Here is a 21,707-nt window from a genome sequence, read left to right as displayed (position 1 = left end):
GATTGTTCCAGGTCCGGCGATCCGATCCGGACGGTTCACACGCCGCGTCGCCGCTCCGAGGGTGCCGATCGGGGTGCCTGACCGATGCTGACGGGGCCCCTGCGCGATCCGTCAGGAGCGCTCACGTGCCCCCGGGGACGTGAGCCACGACTCGCCGCCGCGAGGCCTTCGTGCTGGTCGGAGGGGGGTCCGGACGCTACGGTCGGGAGCATGTGTGGAATCGTCGGATACGTGGGCCAGCGCCCCTCCAACCTCTCGACCCGTCCCGTCGACGTCGCCCTGCAGGGCCTCGCGCGCCTCGAGTACCGCGGATACGACTCCGCGGGCGTCGCGGTGCTCGAGGACGACGGCGTCCGGATCGCCAAGAAGGAGGGCAAGCTCAAGAACCTGCGCGACGCCCTGGACGGCGAGGAGGTCAGCGCCTCCGCCGTGGCCATCGGCCACACCCGCTGGGCCACCCACGGCGCCCCCACCGACGGAAACGCCCACCCCCACCTCGGCGGCAAGGACGACGAGCTCGCCCTGGTCCACAACGGCATCATCGAGAACTTCGCCCCTCTGCGCGCCGAGCTGGAGTCCGAGGGCTTCGTCTTCCGCTCCGAGACCGACTCCGAGGTCGCCGCGCACCTGGTGGCCCGCGAGATGTCCCTGACCGGGGACCTCACCACCGCCATGCGCGCCGCCGTGAACCAGCTCGAGGGCGCCTTCACCCTGCTGGCCGTGCACCGCCTTTCCCCCGATCGCGTCGTCGCCGCCCGCCGCAACTCCCCGCTGGTCGTCGGCCTCGGCGAGGGTGAGAACTTCCTCGGCTCCGACGTCGCCGCCTTCGTGGACAACACCCGCGAGGCGCTCGAGGTCGGCCAGGACCAGATCGTCACCGTCACCGCCGACGACGTCGTCATCAGCGACTTCTCCGGCACCGAGATCACCGAGCAGAAGCGCTACACCATCGAGTGGGACGTCGCCGCCGCGCAGAAGGGCGGCTACGACTCCTTCATGGCCAAGGAGATCCACGAGCAGGCCACCGCCGTCGCGGACACCCTGCTGGGCCGCATCGACTCCGGTGCGCTGCACCTGGACGAGATGAGCATCGACGAGTCCGTGCTGCGCAGCGTCGACAAAATCGTCGTGGTCGCCTGCGGCACCGCCGCCAACGCCGGCAGCGTCGCCAAGTACGCCATCGAGCACTGGTGCCGCATCCCCACCGAGGTCGAGCTGGCCCACGAGTTCCGCTACCGCGACCCCGTCGTCACCGAGAAGACCCTGGTGGTCGCCATCTCCCAGTCCGGCGAGACCATGGACACCCTGATGGCCATGCGCCACGCCCAGGAGCAGGGCGCCAAGGTGGTCGCGATCTGCAACACCCACGGCTCCACCATCCCCCGCGAGGCCGACGCCGCGCTGTACCTGCACGTCGGCCCCGAGATCGCCGTGGCCTCCACCAAGGCCTACCTCGGCCAGATCACCGCCTGCTACCTGCTGGGCCTGTACCTCGCGCAGGTGCGCGGCAACCTCTTCCCCGACGAGATCGCCGCCCTGATGGAGGACCTCGAGCAGCTGCCCACCCACGTGCAGACCGTGCTGGACGGCGCCGCCGAGGTGGAGGAGCTGGCCCGCTCCATGAAGGACGCCGCCTCGGTGCTGTTCCTGGGCCGCCACGTCGGCTACCCCACCGCGATGGAGGGCGCGCTCAAGCTCAAGGAGATCGCCTACATCCACGCCGAGGGCTTCGCCGCCGGTGAGCTCAAGCACGGCCCGATCGCCCTGGTCGAGGAGGGGCAGCCGGTGTTCGTCATCGTGCCCTCCCCGCGGGGCCGCGATTCCCTGCACTCGAAGGTGGTCTCCAACATCCAGGAGATCCGCGCCCGCGGCGCCCGCACCCTGGTGATCGCCGAGGACGGCGACGACGACGTGCTGCCCTACTCGGACGTGGTGCTGCGCGTGCCCCGCACCCGCACCCTGTTCGCTCCGCTGCTGACGATCATCCCGCTGCAGATCTTCTCCTGCGAGCTGGCGACCGCGAAGGGCCTGGACGTGGACCAGCCCCGCAACCTCGCCAAGTCCGTCACCGTGGAGTGAGCGGCCACTGAGCCGTCGACCACGAGGACGGGGCGCCGGGGACCACCCCGGCGCCCCGTCCTCGTTCACGCAGCCTGCACGCCCGCAGGCGCCGGTGAGACACTGCCGGGGTGAGGACCAGCTCAGACCCCGACCCGATGCCCGCGGCCCCCGCTCCCGGGGACCTCGCCCGCGCCTTTCCGCCGCGGGAGGACGGCCGCGTGGTCGGCGTCGGCATCGACGTGGCCGGCATCGAGCGGCTGCGCGCCATGATCGAGCGCACGCCCGCGCTCGCCGAACGGCTCTTCGCCCCCGAGGAGCGGGAGCTCTCCGACGCCTCCCGCGCCGCCCGGGTGGCCGCCAAGGAAGCGGTCGGCAAGGCCCTCGGCCAGCCCGGCGACTTCTCCTGGCAGGACGTCACCGTGCACCGCACCGCCGAGCGCCGTCCCTACCTGGTGCTGTGCGGCGCCACCCTCGCCGCGGCCGAGCGCCTCGGCGTCACCCACCTGCACCTCTCCCTGTCCCACGACGGCGACGTGGCCACCGCGATCGTGGTCGCCGAGCGCGACGGCGGCGCCCTGCGCGGCGACCCCGCCGGCGGCACGGTCGGGGGAGCGGCATGATCCGCGGGTACCCGGCCGGCGCCGTGCGCGAGGCCGAGCTCCCCCTGCTGGAGGCGGGGCAGCCGTTGATGCGACGGGCCGCCGCCGCGCTCGCCGAGCAGGTGCGCCGCCGCCTCGACGCCACCCGCCGGGCCGGCGGGCAGGCCCCGCGGGTGCTGGTCCTGGCCGGGGCCGGCAGCAACGGCGGCGACGGACTGCACGCCGCCGCGATGCTCCGCGAGGCGGGCCTCGACGCGCGCGCCTGGGCCCTCGCCGAGAACCTGCACGAGGAGGGCGCCGCCGCGCTGCGCGCCGCCGGGGGGACCGTCACCCCGCTCTCCGCGCTGGACGCCGCGACGACGGGGGAGGAGCTGGCCCGCACCGACCTCTTGCTCGACGCGATCCTCGGCCTCGGCGGCCGCCCCCGCGTGCCCGAGCACCTCGCCCCCGTGCTGGAGGCCGTGCGCGGTTCCGGCCTGCCCGTGATCGCCGTGGACCTGCCGAGCTTCGTGGACGCCACCACCGGGCAGGCCGCCCCCGCGGTGCTACCCGCCGTCGTCACCGTCACCTTCGGGGCGGTCAAGGCCGGGCTGCTGCTCGGAGAGGGCAGCCACCTGGCCGGGGACGTCGTCCCCGTGGACCTCGGCCTCGGCCCGCACCTCGCCGCCACCGACCGCGACGTGCTGCGCCTCGAGGACGCCGACGTGGCGACCGCCTGGCCCCGGCCCGGCCGCGAGGACTCCAAGTACAGCCGCGGCGTGGTCGCGCTGCTGGCCGGTTCCGCCCCCTACCCGGGCGCCGCCGTGCTCGCCGCCTCCGGGGCCGCCCGCGCCGGCGCCGGGATGGTGCGCCTGCTCGCCCCCGAGGCCGTGCGCACCCTGGTGCTCGGCCGCCGCCCCGAGGTCGTCGGTCACCCCGCTCCCGACGAGCCCGCTCCCGACCAGGGAGCGGCGGAGAGCGTGGACATCGCCGGGGCCGGCCGCAGCCACGCCCTCGTGATCGGCCCGGGGCTGGCCCCCGAGGACCCCCGCATCGCCGCCGGGCTCGCCGTCCTGCGGGGCGACGTCCCCGCCCCGCAAGACCTGCGCGCCGCCGTGCTCGACGCCGGGGCCCTCGGCGCCCTCGCCCCGGGCGACCGCCTCGACTCCGGGCCCGCCGAGGTGGTCCTCACCCCGCACCGCGGCGAGGCCGAGCGCCTCGCCGCCCGCCTGGGCCTGGACCCCGAGCTGCCCGGCCCCGAGCTCGCCCGGGCGCTCGCCACCGCCCTCGGCGCCACCGTCCTGTTGAAGGGCGCCGTCACCGTCATCGCCCCGCGCGACGGCGGCCCCCTGCTCGCCCAGGACGACGCCACCTCCTACCTCGCCACCGCCGGCACCGGCGACGTGCTCGCCGGGATCCTCGGCACGCTGCTCGCCGCCGGCCTGCCCGCCCCCGAGGCGGCGGCCGGCGCGGCCCTGCTGCACGGCCGCGCCGGGCGTGACGCCTCCCACGGCGGACGGGTGCCGCTCGTCGCTCTGGAGGTCGCCGAGCACCTGCCCGGCGTGCTCGCCGCTATCCTGGCGGGCGGCCCGGAGACGACCCAAGGAGCCCGATGACCATCCCGATCCCGGCGGAGGACCCCCGGCACGTGCCCAACCGTGCCCTGGTGGACCCCTCCGCGATCACCCAGAACACCCGGGCCCTGACCGGCCTGCTCGAGGAGCAGACCGCCCTGATGGCCGTGGTGAAGGCCGACGGCTACGGCCACGGCATGCTCACCGCCGCCCGCGCCGCCCTCGAGGGCGGGGCCACCTGGCTCGGCGCCGCCCACCCCGCCAGCGCCCTCGCCCTCTCCCGCGCCGGCCTGGACGTCTCCATCCTCACCTGGCTGTACGAGCCGCACACCGCGCGCAGCATCCTCCCCGAGGCCCTGCGCGCCGGGATCAACGTGGCCGTCGGCTCCCCGGAGATGCTGGCCCTGGTCTCCGAGGCCGCCCGGCAGGCCGACCGCCGCGCCCGCGTGCACGTCAAGATCGACACCGGCATGGGCCGCGGCGGCGTGCGCCGCGAGCGCCTGCGTGAGATGGGCGCCTCGATCCTGGCCGACGACTTCCTCAGCCTCGGCGCCGCCTGGACGCACCTCACCAGCGCCGACGACCCCGAGGACCCCGCCACCGACGAACAGGTCGAGATCTTCGACGCCGCCTGCGAGGAGCTCGCCGAGGAGGCCGGCCCGATCCCGCTGCAGCACCTCGCGAACTCCGCCGCGCTGCTGTCCCGGCCCGACCTGCACCGCGACATCGTCCGACCCGGCATCGCCCTGTACGGCTACGCGCCGGTGCCCACCGACACCCCGCTGCGGCCCGCCCTCACCCTCACCAGCCGCCTGGCGATGGTCAAGGACGTGCCCGCCGGCGCCAGCGTCGGCTACGGCCGCACCCACCGCACCTCCCGCGACACCACCCTCGGCCTGGTCCCCATCGGCTACGCCGACGGCCTGCACCGCGCCGCCAGCGGCGGCGTCGAGGTGATCGTGCGCACCGAGGCCGGGGACCGCCTGGCCCCGCAGGTCGGCCGCATCTCCATGGACCAGATCGTCGTGGACCTCGGCCCGGGCACCACCGCCCGTCCCGGCGACGAGGTGGTGCTGTTCGGCGATGCCGGCGGCGCCCCCACCGACCCCGTCGCCCCCACCGCCGAGGACTGGGCCCGCGCCGGGGACACCATCCCCTACGAGGTCCTCACCTCCGTCTCCGGCCGCGTGGCCCGCGAGGTGCTGGCATGAGCACCCTCCGGATCGACACCGCCACCGCCGAGGGCACCCGTCGCGTCGCCGTGGCTCTCGCCGCCGTGCTGCGCGCCGGGGACCTGCTCGTGCTCGACGGCCCCCTCGGCGCGGGGAAGACCACCTTCACCCAGGGACTCGGCGCGGCGCTCGACGTGCGCGGCCCCGTCGCCTCCCCGACCTTCGTGATCTCCCGGGTCCATCCCTCCCTGCGCGGCGGGCCCTCGCTCGTCCACGTGGACGCCTACCGCCTCGGCGGCGGCGGGGACATCGACGACCTCGACCTCGAGGCGGAGCTGGACGCCGCCGTGACCGTCGTCGAATGGGGCCGCGACGTGGTCGAGCACCTCAGCGACTCCTGGCTGCTCGTCGAGCTGGAGCGCCCCGAGAGCGGCGGCGACCCGGAGGACCCCGAGGAGCCCCGCACCCTCCGCCTGACCCCCGTGGGCCCTCGCTGGGACGAGGCCGCCCGCGCCGCCCTGCGGGACGCGCTGGCCGAGCACGCCCCCGTGGCGGAGGAGTCCGCCGACCACCCCGCTTCCGACGAGGAGACCCGCTGATGCTGCTCGGGATCGACACCTCCGGCGCCGTCTCCGTCGCCCTCGCCGAGGGCACCCTGGACGACCCGGCCACCCCGCCGCGGGTGATCGCCCGCCGCGCCGATGAGCGCGCCCGCCACCACGACGAGGTGCTGCTCGCGCTCGTCGAGGCGGTGATGGACGATGCCGGCGCCCGCCGGGACCAGCTCACCGGGATCGTCGTCGGTCGCGGCCCGGGTCCCTTCACCGGCCTGCGGGTGGGACTCGTCGTCGGCCGCACGATCGCCGCCGTGCTCGGCGTCCCGCTGGTGGGCGTCTGCTCCCTGGACGCCCTCGCCCTCCAGGCGCTGGCCGAGGCGGAGGAGCCCGCGGCGGTCGGCACGGTCGCCGTGGCCCTCGACGCCCGCCGCCGCGAGGTCTACCACGCCCGCTACGCCCGCACCGCCGACGGCGGCCTGGAGCGCACCGCCGGACCGGCCGTCGACGCCCCCGCCGCGGTCGCCGCCGAGCTCAGCGCCGCGGACCTGCTGGCCGGCTCCGGCGCCGCCCTGTACCCGGAACTGCTGCCCGCGAGCGCCGCCCCGGTGCACGCCGACGCCGGTCACCTGATCCTCGCCGCCCACGCGGCCGCCGCCCGCGGTGAGGACCTCACCGACACCGCGCCGCTGTACCTGCGCGAGCCCGACGCGGCCAAGCCCACCGCCCCCAAGAGCGCGCTCGGACGGTGAGCACCGCGCACCCGGCGGGGGAGTGGGCCCTGCGGACGGCCGGCCCGGTCGACGTGCCCGCCCTCGCCGCCGCCGAGCTGCTGCTGTTCCCCGACGAGGCCTGGAGCGGCACGCAGCTCGCCGCCGAGGTCTCCCACCCCGACCGCAGCTACGTGCTGGTCACCGCTGACCCGGGCGGCCCCGGGGCCCCGACGAGGCCCGGACCGCTGGGCGCCGCGCCGATATCGCTGGAGCCACGGCTGCCCGGCGGCGAGTCCCTGGCCGGCTACGCCGGGATCATGCTGCTGGGCGAGGACGCCGAGCTGCAGACCATCGGCACCAGCCGCCCGGGCCGCGGCATCGGCCGCGCCCTGCTCACCTGGGCCGAGCAGCGTGCCCGCGAGGGCGGCGCCACCCGGATGCTGCTCGAGGTGCGGGAGGACAACGCCCGCGCCCGCGCCGTCTACACCGCGGCCGGGTACCGGGAGATCGGCCGCCGCCGCGGCTACTACCGGATCCGCGGCCGCCGCATCGACGCGATGGTGATGGAGCGCGACCTCACCGAGTGATCGCCACCGGCCCCGCGCCAAGCGCCCCGGCCCTCGGAGGAAGGCCCCTCAGAGGAAGGCGCGGACCTTCTGGAACAGGTCCGGGTAGCGGGCGTCGAGCCGGGCGCAGCCGATGCGCAGGCCCAGCCCGAACTCGACGACGCCCACCACCAGGGCCAGCATCCCGGCGCCCAGCTGGAGCAGCAGGTTCCCGGAGGCCGCCCCCCAGATCCCGAGGCCCAGCGCCGGCAGCTGCGGCACGATCACCGCGAGCATCGTGACGGTCATCGAGACCATCGCGTTCCCGGTGGAGGCGGACTTGTCCTTCAGCGGGCTGGTGCCGGGCGGGGAGGCGGGGTACGGCAGGATCGAGCCGATCGCGACCGAGGCACCCCAGCCGCCCACCGTCATCCCGGCCGCTCCCAGCAGCACCATCGGCAACAGCGAGGCATAGCCGAACAGCACCGCGATCACGCCCAGCATCACCAGCATCACGGGCGCCACCAGCACCGCCATGGCGATGACGCGGCCCAGCAGGTTGTCCCGGGCCCGGACGCCGGCGGTGATGTTCACCCATCCGGCCGGGCCGTCGAAGCCCACCTCGTTGGACAACGTGACCCCGCTGAGCGCCGTGAGCACCACCAGCATCGTGAAGTAGAAGGGCCGCTGCTCCGGCAGCACCACCCCCATCGCTCCCAGGAACACGAAGACCAGCGGATACACGCCCAGGGACGCGAGGTAGCGGGTGTCGCGCCGCCAGTAGCGCAGGGTCCGCCCCACCGAGACGCCCAGCGCGTTCGAGGGCGCCCAGCGCGGCACCAGCGCCGTGACCTTGGCGGCCCCGGAGGAGGCGTCCCCGACCAAGGCCGAGGTCAGGGCGGCGTCCAGGGAGCGTCGCCACCACCGCCACAACAGCACCAGGGTGGCCGCGGTGATCAGCGCCCGCACCAGGGCCGTGAGCCACGCGCCTTCGGCGACGTCCAGGGGGATCGCGAAGGCCGCGCCGAACGGCGTCCAGGCGGCCACCTCGGCCGCGGTCGCGGCCCAGGTGCCCACCCGGGTGATGTTCTCCCCGAGCGACTGGGCCCCGAGGGAGACGCCGTACAGCGCCGCCAGCATCACGATCAGCGCGACGACCCCGCCGATCTCGCGGCCGCCGCGGGAGCTGGACCGGGACGCCTGGTGGGCGAACACCGCGCGCGGCAGCAGCAGGCAGGTGGCCAGGCCCGCGAGGTTCGCGGGCAGGAGCACCACCAGGCCGAGCACCGTGCCGAGCGCCCCCGGTCCGAAGGCCACCATCCAGATCGCCTCGAAGGCGCTCACGACGGCGACCGCCAGCAGGGTGAACAGCGCCGGCAGCGACAGCGCCGCGGCGGCGAACAGGCCCGGCTGCAGCTCCCGGGCGCTGCGCGGGTAGGGGGCGAAGGTGCGCGCGTCCAGGGTGTCGTCCACCCCGAAGGCCAGCAGGGGGATCAGCAGCCAGGCCAGCACGGTCGCCGCCCCGATCCCGCGCAGGACCGTGGGGAACAGGACGCCCTCGCCGCTCCACAGGGTCAGCCCCAGCATCGCGAACACCAGCAGCGCCAGGCCACCCAGGCCGTACAGGGCGCCGAAGGCGGTGCCGATGATCTTGCCGACGTTCCCGCGGTAGGACCGCCGCCACAGCGTCCACTTCAGACGCAGCTGGCCGCGGACCAGGGCCCGCCGGTCCGGGCCGCCGTGCTCGACGGTGCCTGCCGAGGCGACCGCGTGCTGCTCGCTGCTCAGGACTCCAGCCACGACAGGCTCCCCTCGGCGACGCCGGCCCCGCCGACCAGGTCGATGAAGCGCTGCACCAGGGTCGAGCCGCCGCGCACCTCGTCCAGGGTGCCGTCGGCCTTCAGCTCGCCCTCGGCGATGATCGCGACGTGGCTGCAGAGCCCCTCGACCAGCTCCATCACGTGGCTCGAGAGCACCACGGTGCCGCCGCCGTCCACGTAGGCGGTGAGGATGGTGCGGATGACCTGCGCGGAGACGGGGTCCACGGCCTCCAGCGGCTCGTCCAGCACCAGCAGCCGCGGCGCATGGATCAGCGCGCAGGCCAGCAGGATCTTCTTGGTCATGCCGGCGGAGTAGTCCACCACCAGCTTGCCGTCCTCCCCGGCGAGGTCCAGGGCCTCCAGCAGCGAGGCGCTGCGCTCCTGGACCACCGCGGCGTCCATCCCGCGGATCAGGCCGACGTAGGTCAGCAGCTCCTGCCCGGTCAGCCGGTCGAAGGTGCGCAGCCCGTCGGCCAGCACGCCCAGGCGGGCCTTCGCCTGCTCGGGCTGCCGCCACATGTCCGCCCCCAGCACGTGGGCGGTGCCGGCGTCGGGCCGCAGCAGCCCGGTGGCCATCGAGAGGGTGGTGGTCTTGCCGGCGCCGTTGGGGCCGACGATGCCGTAGAAGGAGCCGCGGGGGACGTCGAGGGAGAGGCCGTGCACCACCTCGGTGCCGGCGAAGGACTTGCGCAGGCCCCGGATCGAGAAGGCGGCCTCGGGGCTCGCCGGGGCGTCCGGGGGCAGCGGCGCCCAGGCGGAGGCCGGGGGTCCGGTGACCGTGGGGTCCGCGACGGGCGGTGCGGGGGCGACGGCCGGGGAGGTCGGCGGAGCGGGGTCGGGGGCGTCGAGACTCATGGCGTCACGCTACCCAGGGGGCGTGAGGCCCGGCACGGCCCTCCGCCGGGGGTTGCCTCCGACCTTCGTCGGGGGCATCGCTGGTCAGAGCGCTGGTCCCGGGTAGGGTGGGCACCGGGGGAGCCGTCCGGGCCGCCCGGAAGGAGTCGAGATGACGAAGCTGCGCGCCACCCCGCTCCCGCCCGAGCCGTCGAAGGAGGTCGCGGAGATCCCCATGGGGATCCGCCGCATGGCCGCCTGGTCCTGGCGTCTGCTGCTCATCGTCGCCGCCGTGTCCCTGCTGGTCTGGGGCCTGCTGCAGGTCACCACCCTGGTGATCCCGGTGCTGCTGGCGATCCTGCTGGCGGTGATGCTGAACCCGGTGGTCAAGATGCTCACCCGTTACACGTTCCTGGGTCGCGGCGCCTCCAGCGGCATCGCGCTGCTGGGCCTGCTGCTGGTGATCGCCGGCATGTTCACCCTCGCGGGACGCCAGCTCATCGCCCAGTGGGACGGCATCCAGTCCAACGCCGTGGCCGGCTTCCAGTCGATCACCACCTGGGTCACGCAGACCTTCCAGATCGACGACACCATGATCGACTCGGCGATCGACCAGGCCCTCGCACAGCTCCAGGCCAACGCGAACGCCCTGGTGGACCAGGCCGTGAACACCGCGGGGGTGCTGGGCAACATCGGCACCGGCATCGTCGTGTGCCTGTTCACCCTCTTCTTCCTGCTGGCCAACGGCACCTCGATCTGGCTGTGGGTGGTGGGTCTGCTGCCGCCCGCCGCCCGCACCTCCACCCATGAGTCCGTGCGCCGCGGCTGGAAGGCGCTGTCGGCCTACGTGCGCACGCAGATCCTGGTGGCCGCCGTCGATGCGACCGGCATCGGCATCGGCATGCTCGCGCTGGGGCTCGGCTCCTACGCGGTGCCGATATGGCTGCTGGTCTTCCTGTTCTCCTTCATCCCGCTGGTCGGCGCCGTGGTCTCCGGCGCGATCGCCGCCCTGCTGGTGCTGGTGCTGCAGAACTGGGTGTACGCCCTGATCATGCTGGCCATCGTGGTGGCCGTGCAGCAGATCGAGGGCAACCTGCTCCAGCCGCTGCTGATGGGCAAGGCCGTGGAGCTGCACCCGCTGGCCGTGTTCCTCGGCGTCGCCGCGGGCGCGATGGTCGCCGGCATCCCCGGGGCGCTGTTCGCGATCCCGCTGATGGCCTTCACCAACGCCACCATGCTCTACCTGGTGGGACGCGACCCCAGTCCCGAACTGGGCATCGACCAGGCGGCACGGACCCATTTCGCCGAGCTCAAGCGCAAGCGCCGGGCACCGGCGGTCTGAGCCGCGTCGGCCGCACAGCGCGAGGGCCCCCGATCCGAACGGATCGGGGGCCCTCGTGCGAGCAGTCGGGTCAGGCCTTGTAGGGCTTCGCCGTGAGGATCTCGATCGGCAGGGACTTGCCGTTCGGGGCCGTGTAGTCGATGGTCTGGCCCACGGAGGAGCCGTAGATCGCACTGCCCAGCGGCGAGTCGGAGGAGTAGACCTCGAGGTCGGTGCCCTCGGCGATCTCACGGTTGCCCAGCAGGAAGGTGCGCTCCTTGCCGGCCATGGAGATGGTCACCACCATGCCCGCCTCGACGACGCCGTCGTCCTTCGGGGCCTCACCCACCACAGCGTTCTTCAGCAGGTGCTGGAGATCGGTGATGCGGGCCTCGTTCATCCCCTGCTCCTCGCGGGCGGCGTGGTAGCCGCCGTTCTCCTTGAGGTCGCCCTCGTCGCGGGCGGCGGCGATGCGCTCCGCGATCTCGGTGCGGCGGGGGCCCTCGAGCTCGGCGAGCTCCTGGGCGAGGCGGTCGTAGGCGTCCTGGGTGAGCCAGGCGCCATTCGGCTGGCTGCTCATCGGTTCACTCCTGTCGTTCGTGGCGCGCCCGGGGGCACAGGCCCCGGAACGCGAATCACGGGGCACATATCTTCATGCGCCCCGTGTGCGGGTGATGACGTCCGGCGCGGTCGCCGGGTGTTCGGGGAAGCCTACACCGCAGGTCCCCGCCGGACGGGGACCTGCGTCACGGTGTGTACAGGGGTGATCCGGCGGGGTCAGGCCCGCTCGCAGCCCAGCACCTCGGCGGAGACCGCCTCGCCCTGGGTGGCGATGCGGGCGGCGTGCACGCTCTGGCGCTCGTCCTGCGGGGGGATCTCGACCTCGACGAAGCCCACCTGGGCGCGACCCTCGTTCATCGCCTGCACGGTGCAGCTCGCGGCCTCGCCGGGCGCCATGGTGACCACGAAGGTCACCTCCACCTCGGCGTCGGAGACGTGGTCGTAGGTGAGCAGCTCGCCCTTGACCGGCTGGTCGGCGAAGCGCAGCCCCACCAGCACCAGGACCGTCAGGGCCACCACGGCGCCCGCGATGATCAGCACCCTCGCGGTGCGGGCGGGGACGAGGGGGCCGCCGTACCGGTCGGCGCGGCGGGTGGGGGTGGAGGTCATGGACCCAGTCTCCCAGAGAGGGGGAGGCGGAGCCTGGGTGCCTCCGGCGTGATGCCGCTCCCGTGGGGGAGGCCCCCACCCAGGTCGGAGCCCTCCGGTGGCGTAGTCTCGTGCGGTGGCGCGACCGTGCCGGACGCGCCGGAAGCAGCCCCGGGCGAGGGGCCCCGCAGCCCCTCCCGCCCACCGTGTCCGAGGAGACCCGTGAACCTCCAGCCCCCCGCCCCCGACGAGCCTCTGCGCCTGCTCGCCGTCCACGCGCACCCCGACGACGAGTCCTCCAAGGGCGCCGGGTCGAGCGCGAAGTACGCCCGGCAGGGTGTGCAGGTCACCGTGATCTCCTGCACCGGCGGGGAGCGCGGGGACGTGCTGAACCCGCGCCTGCAGGGCGATGAGCAGGTGGCGGCGAACCTGGTCGCGATCCGCCGCGAGGAGATGGCCCGCGCCCAGGAGATCCTCGGCGTGGACCACGAATGGCTGGGCTTCGAGGACTCCGGGCTGCCCGAGGGCGACCCGCTGCCGCCGCTGCCCGAGGGCAGCTTCGCGAGCCTCGACCCGGTCGAGGCGGCACGACCGCTCGTCGAGGCGATCCGTCGGCTGCGGCCGCACGTGATGACCACCTACGACGAGAACGGCGGCTACCCGCACCCCGACCACATCCAGGTCAACCGGATCTCCCTGGTCGCCTTCGACCTCGCGGCCGACCCGGGGTACGCCCCCGAGCTCGGGGAGCCCTGGGAGGTCGCCAAGCTGTACTACATCAATGCTTTCCACCGGCAGAAGCTCGCCACCGTCGCCCGGCACCTGCGCACCCTCGGCACCCCCAGCGAGGACCTCGAGCAGATGCTCGCCCACTTCGACGAGAGCCGCGACCGCCTGCTCACCACCCGTGTGGATGTGCGCGACTACCTGCAGGTGCGCGACGACGCGCTGCGTGCCCACGCCACCCAGGTCGACCCCGATGGGCCGTTCTTCCGCGTTCCCCACGATGTGGAGCGCCTGGTCTGGGGCACCGACGACTTCGAGCTGCACCGCTCCCGGGTGGGCGTGACCCTGCCCGAGACCGACCTCTTCGCCGGGGTCCGCGAGGCTGCGGGGGAGACCCGATGAGCGGGCTCCCGCTGCTGGCCGCCCCCTCCGACGGCGAGGAGCTGACCGTCGTCTCGGTCTCCCCGGGGCTGCCCGGTTTCATCGCCATGTTCCTGCTGGCCGCGGTCGTGGTGCTGCTGGTCGTGGACATGACCCGCCGCGTGCGCCGGGTGCAGGCCGACGCCCGCGTCGAGGCACGCATCGCTCAGCAGAAGATCGAGGAGCAGCAGGCCGAGGAGCAGCAGGCGGAGCAGCAGCGGGCGGACGACCATACCGCCGCCGACGCTCCCGAGGCCGAGGGCTTGCGCGACTCCGGGGACGGCGCGGACGACGCCCCCGAGGACGACGCCCCCGAGGACGGGGACCGCCCGCAGGGCTGAGGTTCTGCGGGGCGGGCGCGGTCGGCCCGGATCAGATGACGGCCAGCGCCACGGCCACGAAGTGGCAGGCGAAGCCCGCCAGGGTGGCGGCGTGGAAGATCTCGTGGAAGCCGAACCAGGCCGGCGAGGGGTTCGGGCGCTTGAGGCCGTAGACCACGGCGCCGCCGGTGTAGGCCAGGCCGCCCGCCACCAGCAGCCACACCACGGCCCAGCCGCCGCCGGCCAGGATGTCGGGCATGTAGAACATGGCCACCCAGCCGAGCGCCACGTACGCCGGCACGTACAGCCAGCGCGGCGCCGAGGTCCAGAAGATCCGGAAAGCCACGCCGATCACGGCCCCGGTCCAGCAGATCACCAGCAGCGTCGTCGCCTGCCGCGGCTCCAGCAGCGCCACCGCGAGCGGCGTGTAGGTGCCCGCGATGATCAGGAAGATGTTGGCGTGGTCGAAGCGCCGCAGGATGATCGCGTGCTCCGGGGACCAGGTGCCGCGGTGGTAGGTGGCGCTAATGCCGAACAGCAGGCCCGCGGTCGCCACGAACACCACGCAGGCCATGCGAGTGGCCAGCGAGTCGCCGAGCGCCACCAGCACCAGCCCCGCCAGCAGCGAGGACGGGAAGGCGATCAGGTGCAGGATGCCGCGCAGGCGGGGCTTGGGCAGCTGCAGGCCGAGCTGGCCGGCGCGGGCCGCCATCGCCCGGGTCAGGGTGCGCGGCGCCCAGGGATGGCTGAGCGCGGTGGGGATGTCCTCGTCGCGCGGCGCCGCCCGCTCCTCGGGCTCGCTGAGGTGCGCGGCCGCGGCGGCGGCCTCGGGGCGGACCCCGGTCTCGGTGGCCTCGGCGAGGTCCGCGGGGGTCTCCTCGATGGTGGTGCCGGGACCGTTCGGCTGCGGGGTGCGGGGGCGGCGCGGGGCGGGGGTGCTCGGCTGCGCGCCGGGGGTCGGGGTGCTCACGGCGCGAGCGTAACCTACGGAACCGTAGGTCTTCTGGGTGGGATTGGTGACGATCCGGTCCCGGTTCCGCGGCGCGCCGGGCCCGCGCGGGTGTCGATCCGGTGTGGATCCGACCCGGATCCCGCCACCGGTTCCGGGACACCCCCGTCGCCGGGGATACTGGTGCGGGTGCGGCCCCGCTCCGGGACCGCCCCCACACATCGAGCAGCGACCGGGAGGATGCCTGTGGCGGACGACGACGGCCTCCTCTACCGCGTCTACGAGCGACGCCTGCTCAAGAAGCTCGAGGCCTTCGACCTGCCCCAGCACCTCGGCGTGATCGTCGACGGCAACCGCCGCTGGGCCAAGGCCGCCGGCGCCTCCACCGCCGAGGGGCACCGCGTCGGCGCCGCCAAGATCCTCGAGTTCCTCTCCTGGTGCCAAGACCTCGAGATCCCGCTGGTCACCGTCTGGATGCTCTCCACCGACAACGCCCGCCGCTCCCCGGAGGAGCTGGAGGCGCTGCACGGCATCATCACCGCCACCATCGAGCAGATCATCCGCGCTGGCTACGACGTGCGGCCCACCGGCAGCCTCGACGACCTGCCCGAGCCGATGCGCACCGCCATCGAGCGGGCCCGCGCCGAGGAGAGCGTGCGCGCCGACCTCACCGTGAACATCGCCGTCGGCTACGGCGGGCGCGAGGAGATCGTCTCCGCCGTGCAGGAGCTGGTGCGGGACCTCGGGGCGCAGGGCCGCTCCCCGGAGGAGATCGCCGAGGCGATCAGCACCGAGTCCATCGCCGAGCACCTCTACACCCGCGGCCAGCCCGACCCGGACCTCATCATCCGCACCTCCGGCGAGCAGCGCCTCTCCGGCTTCCTGCTGTGGCAGTCCGTGCACTCCGAGTACTGGTTCTGCGAGACCTACTGGCCGGGCTTCCGCCGCGTGGACCTGCTGCGCGCCCTGCGCGACTTCTGCCGGCGGGAGCGTCGCTACGGCGCCTGAGCCGCCGCGGCGGGCAGGATGGCCGCATCCGGGGCGCCGGGAGAGCTGGGCAGCACGGAACCCCGGATGACGATCGGGTGAACGTCGCCCCGCGCCCCGCGGGACACGCCCGAGGCCGGGTGTCCGCGGCGATATCGTCCAGGCATCCGCGTGAGGACGGGAGGCCCTCGATGGACCAGACCACCACGGCGCACCGGATGGCGCCGCAGCTCCTGGACGACGACGGGACAGGGGGTCTGAGCCCGCTGCCGGGCGAATCCAGCCCCGTCGTCCCCTCGCTGCGGCCAGGCAGCGCCCAGCAGCAGCTCTCCGAGGTGGAGACCGGGGTGATCACCTACGTGCTGGACACCTCGGTGCTGCTGGCCGATCCGCTCTCGCTGACCCGCTTCGCCGAGCACGACATCGTACTGCCGATCGTGGTGGTCACCGAGCTGGAGGCCAAGCGCCACCACCCCGACCTCGGCTACTTCGCCCGCCAGGCGCTGCGGCTGCTGGACGACCTGCGAGAGCGCCACGACAACCTCTCGAAGCCGCTGCCCATCGGCACCTCCGGCGGGCACGTGCACGTGGAGCTGAACCATCAGTCCACCCAGTCCCTGCCCGACGGCTTCCGCCTCGGCGACAACGACACCCGCATCCTCGCGGTCGCCAAGAACCTACAGCTCGAGGGCAAGAACGTCGTGCTGGTCTCCAAGGACCTGCCGATGCGGATCAAGGCCTCGGCCTCCGGCATCCACGCAGAGGAGTACCGGGCCGAGCTGGCCCGGGACCGCGGCTACACCGGCATGGTCACGGCCGCCGTGGACGACGCCACCATCTCCGCCCTCTACGACGGCCAGGAGGTGACGATCCCCGAGGTCGCCCACCACCCCGTGCACACCGGTCTGACCATCACCTCCGGCCGCGGCTCGGCGCTGGGCCGGCTCACCAAGGACCGGACGGTGCGCCTGGTGCCCGGGGACCAGACCGTCTTCGGGGTCTCCGGCCGCTCCGCCGAGCAGCGCATCGCCATCGACCTGCTGCTGGACGAGTCCGTGGGCATCGTGTCCCTGGGCGGACGGGCCGGCACCGGCAAGAGCGCCCTGGCCCTGTGCACCGGGCTGGAGGCGGTGCTGGAGCGCCGCACCCAGCGCAAGATCATGGTGTTCCGCCCGCTGTACGCCGTGGGCGGGCAGGAGCTCGGCTACCTCCCCGGCGGGCAGGACGAGAAGATGGGGCCCTGGGGGCAGGCGGTCTTCGACACCCTCGGCTCGATGGTCTCCCAGAACGTCATCGACGAGGTGCTCTCCCGCGGGATGCTCGAGGTGATGCCGCTGACCCACATCCGCGGCCGCTCCCTGCACGACGCCTTCGTGATCGTCGACGAGGCGCAGTCTTTGGAGCGCAACGTGCTGCTGACCATGCTCTCCCGCATCGGCCAGAACTCCCGGGTGGTGCTCACCCACGACATCGCCCAGCGCGACAACCTGCGCATCGGCCGCTACGACGGCATCGCCTCCGTGGTCGAGGCGCTCAAGGCGCACGAGCTGTTCGGCCACATCACCCTGCAGCGCTCCGAGCGCTCCAAGGTCGCCGAGCTGGTCACGCACGTGCTGGACGAGCCGGTGGTCTGAGAGGGCGCTGCGAGGATCCGGCGCCCGGTGCGGGGTCACCGCCCCCTGCCGGGGGTGACCCCGCACGGAGCGCCGGATCTCAGCGGGCGTCCGAGGTGGCGATGCCTGCGAGGCGCCTGATCTCCGCGACCAGGGCGGTGAGGCCCGGCTCCTCGAGCGGGAAGTGTCCGCACTCGTCGAGCCGCACCGCGCGGGTCGGTCCCGTCACCCGCGCCAGGACCCGTTCGCTCAGCTCCGGGGGCGTCCAGGTGTCGCGGGCCGGGTGGGCGAGCACGACCGGCACCCGGACCTGCTCCGGGCCCCGGTGGTGGTACCCGAGGTAGGACCGCAGGAAGCCGAGCGGGACGCGGCCGCCCCCGCCCCGCGGATCGCGCGCGCACAGCGCGCCGAGCGCCGGGTCCCGGCTCATCCGCGCGAGCGGTGCGATCTGGGCGATCGGGAGCGGGAGGCGATCCAGGAGCCGTGGGAGGGGCACGGCGGAGAGGGCCCGGCCGGGCCCCGCGAGGGGGCCGAGACGCGTCAGGCGGGCCCGGGTGGCGGCGTCGGCGGGGTCGAGCAGGCAGGTCACCAGCACCCCGGCGACCGAGTGTGCCCCGACGGCGGCCTCGAGCGCGAGCATCCCGCCCATGCTCGCGCCGAGCAGCAGCAGTGGCCGTCCGTCGTCCTCCGCGGCGACGAGGTCCTGGAGCAGGTGCACCCAGTCGTCGTAGCGGACCGCGCCGCGGTCCGGGCTCCGGGTGTCCCCGTACAGCGGCAGGTCCACGGCGGTGAGGTCGAGGCCCGCCTCGAGGGACTGCGCGGCGACCGGCCAGAGCGCCTCGCTGTAGCCGCCCGCGCCGTGGACCAGCAGCACCCGCGCCGGGGCTGCGGCATCCCGGTGCCGCAGCAGGCGCACCCGGTGGTCCCGCCAGGTCCAGTGCTCCGAGGTGGCCGGTCCCCGGGCGAGCGCGCGTCGTTCCGGCGGCAGGAAGCGGACGTAGTCCTCGGCGGTGGGCCGGTCCGGCCGGGATCGGGTCATGGTTCGAGCATGACGGGCAGGTGCGGCGGGGTCCAGGGAGTGTCCACGGGGGCCGCGCGGGGGACGGGCGCGGAGTGCTCCCTCCTGGCTCTCGGGGCGCCGGGCCGATGTCGGCGACCCGGCGCGCCCCGGGGGCCAGGGGTTCAGGCCTTCGGTGCGGTCATCGAGAGCACGTCGAGGGCGGCGTCGAGCTGCTCCTCGGTGAGCTCCCCGCGCTCCACGAAGCCCAGCGCGATCGTCGCCTCGCGGACGGAGACCTGCTCGGCCACGGCGTGCTTGGCGATCTTCGCGGCGCTCTCGTAGCCGATCAGCTTGTTCAGCGGGGTGACGATCGAGGGGCTGGCCTCCGCGTAGAAGCGGGCCTTGTCCTCGTTCGCCACCAGGCCGTCCACGGTCTTGTCGGCCAGCACGGTGGAGGCGTTGGCCAGCAGCCGGATCGATTCCAGCAGGCTCGTGCCCATCAGCGGGATCTGCACGTTCAGCTCGAAGGCGCCCTGCGCGCCACCCCAGGCCACGGCCGCGTCGTTGCCGATCACCTTCGCGCACACCTGCAGCACGGCCTCCGGGATCACCGGGTTGACCTTGCCGGGCATGATCGAGGAGCCGGGCTGCAGGTCGGGGATCGCGATCTCGCCGAGGCCGGTGTTGGGGCCGGAGCCCATCCAGCGCAGGTCGTTGCAGATCTTGGTGAGGGACACGGCGATGGTGCGCAGCGCCCCGGACATCTCCACCAGGCCGTCGCGGGCGGACTGCGCCTCGAAGTGGTTGCGGGCCTCGGTGATGGGCAGGGAGGTCTGCTCGGCGAGGTTCGCGATGACCTTCTGCGGGAAGCCCAGCGGGGTGTTGATGCCGGTGCCGACGGCGGTGCCGCCCTGGGGGACCTCGGCGGTGCGCGGCAGGGCCGCCTCGACGCGCTCGATGCCGTAGCGGACCGCGGCCGCGTAGCCGCCGAACTCCTGGCCGAGGGTCACGGGGGTGGCGTCCATCAGGTGGGTGCGGCCCGACTTCACGACGGTCTTCCAGGCCTCGGCCTTGGCCTCGAGGGACTCGGCGAGGTGGGCGAGGGCCGGCAGCAGCTGCTCGACGACGCCCGCGGTGACGGCGACGTGCACCGAGGTGGGGAACACGTCGTTGGAGGACTGCGAGGCGTTGACGTGGTCGTTGGGGTGCACGTCCACGCCCTCGGCGGCGTGGCGGGTGGCCAGCGTCGCCAGCACCTCGTTCATGTTCATGTTCGAGGAGGTGCCGGAGCCGGTCTGGTAGGTGTCCACGGGGAACTGGCCGTCGTGGTCCCCGGCGATGACCTCGTCGGCCGCCGCGATGATGGCCTCCGCGATCTGCGCGTCCAGCACGCCGAGCTCGAGGTTCGCGCGGGCCGCGGCCTTCTTCACCTGCGCCAGGGCGTGCACGTGGGCCGGTTCGAGGCCCTGCCCGGAGATCGGGAAGTTCTCCACGGCGCGCTGGGTCTGCGCGCGGTACAGGGCCGAGGCCGGGACACGCACCTCACCCATGGTGTCGTGCTCGATGCGGTAACCGTCCTGCTCGGCGACGTCGGCGGGCGTGGACTGGGACATGGGGGAGCCTCCCTGGCTTCGGGTCTGCGGGTGGTGGTGCGGAGGATGAGCGGGCGGTGCCGGATCCCGGGCCGGGCGGGCCCGGGCTCGGATCAGCCCAGCTCAGAGGTCCAGGGCGGGTTCGCCCCGGCCCGGGAGACGGTGACGGCGGCCAGGCGCGAGGCGCGCTTGAGGATCGCCGCGAGGTCGTCGGAGGGGGTGTGGCGCAGCGCCTCGCGGTTGCCGGCGCCCAGCAGGTCGCGGAAGGCGAGGGCGTCGAGGATGCCGGCGGAGAAGGTGTCCCCGGCGCCGACGCTGTCCACGGCGTCCACCGAGACGGGGGCGACCTGCACCCGGCCGCCCTCGGAGAAGCCCACGGAGCCCTCGCCGCCGCGGGTCAGCACGGTGATCGCGGGGCCCAGCTCTCGCCAGGACGCGACCACGTCCTCCACGTCGTCGGTGCCGTACAGCCAGGCGACGTCCTCGTCGGAGGTCTTCACGATGTCGCTGAGCGCGATGTTCTCCTCGACCGCGCCGCGCACCGCCTCGGGCGTGCCCATCAGGGTGGGGCGGGCGTTGGGGTCGTAGCTGATCAGGGACTGATCGCGGTAGCGGCGCAGCACGTCCGCGACGGTGGCGGCACCCTTGTCCATCACCGCGGCGATGGAGGAGGTGTGCACGGCGTCCACCGCGTCGGGCAGGCCGGAGTCGTCCGGGTCCCACACCAGGTCGAAGGTGTAGGTGGCGGCGCCCTCCGCGTTCAGGGTGGCCTCCGCGGTGGAGGTGGCCACGTCCATCACGCTGCCGGGGGTCAGGACCACGTGCGAGTGCTCCACGTGCTCGCGGATGGCGTCGCCGCGGGCGTCGCTGCCGATCCGGGTCAGGAGGTGGGACTCGTGGTCCAGGCGGCCCAGGGCGACCGCCACGTTCAGGGGGGAACCGCCGGGGTGCTCGGACCTGCTGCCGTCCTGCTCGACGACGATGTCGATCAGGGCCTCTCCGACGATGAGAAATTTCGCGCTCACCCGTCGATCATCGCAGGTTTCCCGGGAGGGGCCAACACGCGGGACAATGTTGTCCATGCCCACCCAGCACGAGCAGGCCGAGCCGCAGGCCGCGCCAGAGTCCTCCATCCCGTCGCCCCAGCCCGCTGTGGAGACCGCTGCGGAGCAGGCCCCCCGCTCGTCCTACGAGCTGCCCAACCGTCGCAACACCTCGGTGCGGAACATGGTGTGGGCGCTCGTGGTGATCATGGTCGGCGTCGCCGCGGCGGCCGTCGCCTTCTTCGGGGTGGGCACCGACCTGGGGCGGGAGGTGCCGGAGACCTCGCAGCTGAACGTCGCCGAGAGCGCCGAGCGCGCCCGCGACGCCGTGGACTTCCCGGTGGCCGATCCGGCGCTGGGGGCGGAGTGGACAGCCCGCGAGGCGCGACTGTCCGCGGCCGATCCCGCCTCCTGGGAGATCGAGTACACGGCGCCCTCCGGATCGCTGATCGCCCTGGAGGAGCAGGCCGAGGTGGGCGCCCCGATGCTCTCGGCGGCGCTGCCCGGCACCGTGGTCGAGATGGAGACGACGATCGACGGCGCCGACTGCCAGGTGCTCAGCTCCGAGACCGAGGGGCAGACCCGTCGCGGTATGTCCTGCCAGGGCGAGGGCTGGGGGATCCTCGTGCACGGCGACGTGGAGGACGCCGAACTGCGCGAGCTGATGGAGGCCGCGATCGCCTCGCTGGACTGAGCGCGGGACGCGGTCTGCCGGCGAGAACCGCGGAGGTGCGGG

General features: G+C 74.0%; 21 protein-coding genes. 13 read left to right on the top strand and 8 right to left on the bottom strand.

Features of this window, described 5'->3' with window-relative positions; all coding sequences use genetic code 11:
* Nucleotides 1-210 precede the first annotated feature (210 nt).
* The 7 genes from glmS (at nucleotide 211) to OM98_RS14205 (ending at nucleotide 7,239) form a co-directional block, all read left to right on the top strand.
* Nucleotides 211-2,079, top strand: a complete 1,869-nt coding sequence (gene glmS, locus OM98_RS14235; RefSeq protein WP_010535309.1) for a glutamine--fructose-6-phosphate transaminase (isomerizing) — start codon at nucleotides 211-213, stop codon at nucleotides 2,077-2,079.
* A gap of 110 nt (nucleotides 2,080-2,189) precedes the next feature.
* Nucleotides 2,190-2,681, top strand: coding sequence for a holo-ACP synthase (locus tag OM98_RS14230; RefSeq protein ID WP_342626433.1), 492 nt, complete (start codon nucleotides 2,190-2,192; stop codon nucleotides 2,679-2,681).
* Nucleotides 2,678-4,255 carry an NAD(P)H-hydrate dehydratase gene (locus OM98_RS14225; RefSeq protein ID WP_010535307.1) on the top strand — a complete coding sequence of 526 codons (1,578 nt, stop codon included), beginning with the start codon at nucleotides 2,678-2,680 and terminating at the stop codon, nucleotides 4,253-4,255. The genes OM98_RS14230 and OM98_RS14225 overlap by 4 nt, the downstream gene beginning before the upstream one ends.
* Nucleotides 4,252-5,424: an alanine racemase gene (gene alr / locus OM98_RS14220; RefSeq protein WP_010535306.1), complete on the top strand. Its 1,173-nt coding sequence runs from the start codon at nucleotides 4,252-4,254 to the stop codon at nucleotides 5,422-5,424. The genes OM98_RS14225 and alr overlap by 4 nt, the downstream gene beginning before the upstream one ends.
* Entirely contained in the window at nucleotides 5,421-5,984 is a 564-nt protein-coding gene (locus OM98_RS14215; protein ID WP_010535305.1) for a bifunctional tRNA (adenosine(37)-N6)-threonylcarbamoyltransferase complex ATPase subunit type 1 TsaE/phosphotransferase, read from the top strand. Before alr ends, OM98_RS14215 begins: the two co-directional genes overlap by 4 nt.
* Nucleotides 5,984-6,691, top strand: a complete 708-nt coding sequence (tsaB, locus tag OM98_RS14210; protein ID WP_010535304.1) for a tRNA (adenosine(37)-N6)-threonylcarbamoyltransferase complex dimerization subunit type 1 TsaB — start codon at nucleotides 5,984-5,986, stop codon at nucleotides 6,689-6,691. Before OM98_RS14215 ends, tsaB begins: the two co-directional genes overlap by 1 nt.
* Entirely contained in the window at nucleotides 6,688-7,239 is a 552-nt protein-coding gene (locus OM98_RS14205; RefSeq protein ID WP_010535303.1) for a GNAT family N-acetyltransferase, read from the top strand. Before tsaB ends, OM98_RS14205 begins: the two co-directional genes overlap by 4 nt.
* Before the next feature lie 48 nt (nucleotides 7,240-7,287).
* On the opposite strand, the gene OM98_RS14200 is transcribed toward OM98_RS14205, so the two are convergent.
* Together OM98_RS14200 and OM98_RS14195 are read right to left on the bottom strand one after the other, a co-directional pair.
* The gene (locus OM98_RS14200; RefSeq protein WP_010535302.1) at nucleotides 7,288-8,997 is read right to left on the bottom strand and encodes a hypothetical protein; all 1,710 of its coding nucleotides are present in this window, start codon (nucleotides 8,995-8,997) and stop codon (nucleotides 7,288-7,290) included.
* Complete coding sequence (locus OM98_RS14195) at nucleotides 8,982-9,872, bottom strand: ABC transporter ATP-binding protein (RefSeq protein WP_010535301.1); 891 nt, start codon at nucleotides 9,870-9,872, stop codon at nucleotides 8,982-8,984. Before OM98_RS14195 ends, OM98_RS14200 begins: the two co-directional genes overlap by 16 nt.
* Nucleotides 9,873-10,023: 151 nt before the next feature.
* Between OM98_RS14195 and OM98_RS14190 the strand changes: the two genes are divergently transcribed.
* Nucleotides 10,024-11,193 carry an AI-2E family transporter gene (locus tag OM98_RS14190; RefSeq protein ID WP_010535300.1) on the top strand — a complete coding sequence of 390 codons (1,170 nt, stop codon included), beginning with the start codon at nucleotides 10,024-10,026 and terminating at the stop codon, nucleotides 11,191-11,193.
* Between the two features lie 70 nt (nucleotides 11,194-11,263).
* Here OM98_RS14190 and greA read toward each other — a convergent pair whose 3' ends face one another.
* Entirely contained in the window at nucleotides 11,264-11,752 is a 489-nt protein-coding gene (greA, locus tag OM98_RS14185; protein ID WP_010535299.1) for a transcription elongation factor GreA, read from the bottom strand.
* A 197-nt stretch (nucleotides 11,753-11,949) separates the two neighbouring features.
* Entirely contained in the window at nucleotides 11,950-12,342 is a 393-nt protein-coding gene (locus tag OM98_RS14180; protein WP_010535298.1) for a DUF4307 domain-containing protein, read from the bottom strand.
* Nucleotides 12,343-12,543: 201 nt separating this feature from the next.
* Between OM98_RS14180 and mca the strand changes: the two genes are divergently transcribed.
* Nucleotides 12,544-13,449, top strand: coding sequence for a mycothiol conjugate amidase Mca (gene mca, locus OM98_RS14175; protein WP_010535297.1), 906 nt, complete (start codon nucleotides 12,544-12,546; stop codon nucleotides 13,447-13,449).
* Complete coding sequence (locus OM98_RS14910) at nucleotides 13,446-13,808, top strand: hypothetical protein (RefSeq protein WP_010535296.1); 363 nt, start codon at nucleotides 13,446-13,448, stop codon at nucleotides 13,806-13,808. The genes mca and OM98_RS14910 overlap by 4 nt, the downstream gene beginning before the upstream one ends.
* A 31-nt stretch (nucleotides 13,809-13,839) precedes the next feature.
* Here OM98_RS14910 and trhA read toward each other — a convergent pair whose 3' ends face one another.
* Nucleotides 13,840-14,757, bottom strand: a complete 918-nt coding sequence (gene trhA / locus OM98_RS16305) for a PAQR family membrane homeostasis protein TrhA (protein WP_010535295.1) — start codon at nucleotides 14,755-14,757, stop codon at nucleotides 13,840-13,842.
* Between the two features lie 225 nt (nucleotides 14,758-14,982).
* On the opposite strand from trhA, the gene uppS reads away from it, so the two are divergent.
* Nucleotides 14,983-15,744, top strand: a complete 762-nt coding sequence (uppS, locus tag OM98_RS14160; protein ID WP_010535294.1) for a polyprenyl diphosphate synthase — start codon at nucleotides 14,983-14,985, stop codon at nucleotides 15,742-15,744.
* Nucleotides 15,745-15,914: 170 nt separating this feature from the next.
* Nucleotides 15,915-17,357, top strand: a complete 1,443-nt coding sequence (gene phoH2 / locus OM98_RS14155) for an RNA 5'-3' helicase PhoH2 (protein ID WP_010535293.1) — start codon at nucleotides 15,915-15,917, stop codon at nucleotides 17,355-17,357.
* A 79-nt stretch (nucleotides 17,358-17,436) separates the two neighbouring features.
* Here the strand turns inward: phoH2 and OM98_RS14150 are convergent, their stop codons facing one another.
* The 3 genes from OM98_RS14150 to OM98_RS14140 all read right to left on the bottom strand — a co-directional run bounded on the left by OM98_RS14150 (nucleotide 17,437) and on the right by OM98_RS14140 (nucleotide 20,953).
* The gene (locus OM98_RS14150; RefSeq protein ID WP_010535292.1) at nucleotides 17,437-18,375 is read right to left on the bottom strand and encodes an alpha/beta hydrolase; all 939 of its coding nucleotides are present in this window, start codon (nucleotides 18,373-18,375) and stop codon (nucleotides 17,437-17,439) included.
* 143 nt (nucleotides 18,376-18,518) lie between these two features.
* Complete coding sequence (locus tag OM98_RS14145; protein ID WP_010535291.1) at nucleotides 18,519-19,949, bottom strand: class II fumarate hydratase; 1,431 nt, start codon at nucleotides 19,947-19,949, stop codon at nucleotides 18,519-18,521.
* A gap of 92 nt (nucleotides 19,950-20,041) precedes the next feature.
* On the bottom strand, nucleotides 20,042-20,953 hold the full coding sequence (locus OM98_RS14140) for a carbohydrate kinase family protein (RefSeq protein WP_010535290.1): 912 nt from the start codon (nucleotides 20,951-20,953) through the stop codon (nucleotides 20,042-20,044).
* A 55-nt stretch (nucleotides 20,954-21,008) separates the two neighbouring features.
* Here OM98_RS14140 and OM98_RS14135 point away from each other — a divergent pair, with 55 nt between their 5' ends.
* Entirely contained in the window at nucleotides 21,009-21,665 is a 657-nt protein-coding gene (locus tag OM98_RS14135) for a DUF4245 family protein (protein ID WP_010535289.1), read from the top strand.
* Nucleotides 21,666-21,707: the final 42 nt, after the last annotated feature.

The organism is Brachybacterium squillarum M-6-3 (assembly GCF_000225825.1).
In the GTDB taxonomy this organism is placed as follows: domain Bacteria; phylum Actinomycetota; class Actinomycetes; order Actinomycetales; family Dermabacteraceae; genus Brachybacterium; species Brachybacterium squillarum.
This window is presented reverse-complemented; position numbering and strand designations above follow the sequence as displayed.

Bases quoted from the DNA above. Each gene is read 5' to 3' on its own strand.
- tsaB (WP_010535304.1), top strand. From the start codon at position 5,984: ATGCTGCTCGGGATCGACACCTCCGGCGCCGTCTCCGTCGCCCTCGCC.
- OM98_RS14145 (WP_010535291.1), bottom strand. From the start codon at position 19,949: ATGTCCCAGTCCACGCCCGCCGACGTCGCCGAGCAGGACGGTTACCGC.
- OM98_RS14225 (WP_010535307.1), top strand. From the start codon at position 2,678: ATGATCCGCGGGTACCCGGCCGGCGCCGTGCGCGAGGCCGAGCTCCCC.
- OM98_RS14180 (WP_010535298.1), bottom strand. From the start codon at position 12,342: ATGACCTCCACCCCCACCCGCCGCGCCGACCGGTACGGCGGCCCCCTC.
- OM98_RS14215 (WP_010535305.1), top strand. From the start codon at position 5,421: ATGAGCACCCTCCGGATCGACACCGCCACCGCCGAGGGCACCCGTCGC.
- alr (WP_010535306.1), top strand. From the start codon at position 4,252: ATGACCATCCCGATCCCGGCGGAGGACCCCCGGCACGTGCCCAACCGT.
- glmS (WP_010535309.1), top strand. From the start codon at position 211: ATGTGTGGAATCGTCGGATACGTGGGCCAGCGCCCCTCCAACCTCTCG.
- greA (WP_010535299.1), bottom strand. From the start codon at position 11,752: ATGAGCAGCCAGCCGAATGGCGCCTGGCTCACCCAGGACGCCTACGAC.
- OM98_RS14195 (WP_010535301.1), bottom strand. From the start codon at position 9,872: ATGAGTCTCGACGCCCCCGACCCCGCTCCGCCGACCTCCCCGGCCGTC.
- OM98_RS14910 (WP_010535296.1), top strand. From the start codon at position 13,446: ATGAGCGGGCTCCCGCTGCTGGCCGCCCCCTCCGACGGCGAGGAGCTG.
- phoH2 (WP_010535293.1), top strand. From the start codon at position 15,915: ATGGACCAGACCACCACGGCGCACCGGATGGCGCCGCAGCTCCTGGAC.
- OM98_RS14135 (WP_010535289.1), top strand. From the start codon at position 21,009: ATGCCCACCCAGCACGAGCAGGCCGAGCCGCAGGCCGCGCCAGAGTCC.
- OM98_RS14190 (WP_010535300.1), top strand. From the start codon at position 10,024: ATGACGAAGCTGCGCGCCACCCCGCTCCCGCCCGAGCCGTCGAAGGAG.
- OM98_RS14150 (WP_010535292.1), bottom strand. From the start codon at position 18,375: ATGACCCGATCCCGGCCGGACCGGCCCACCGCCGAGGACTACGTCCGC.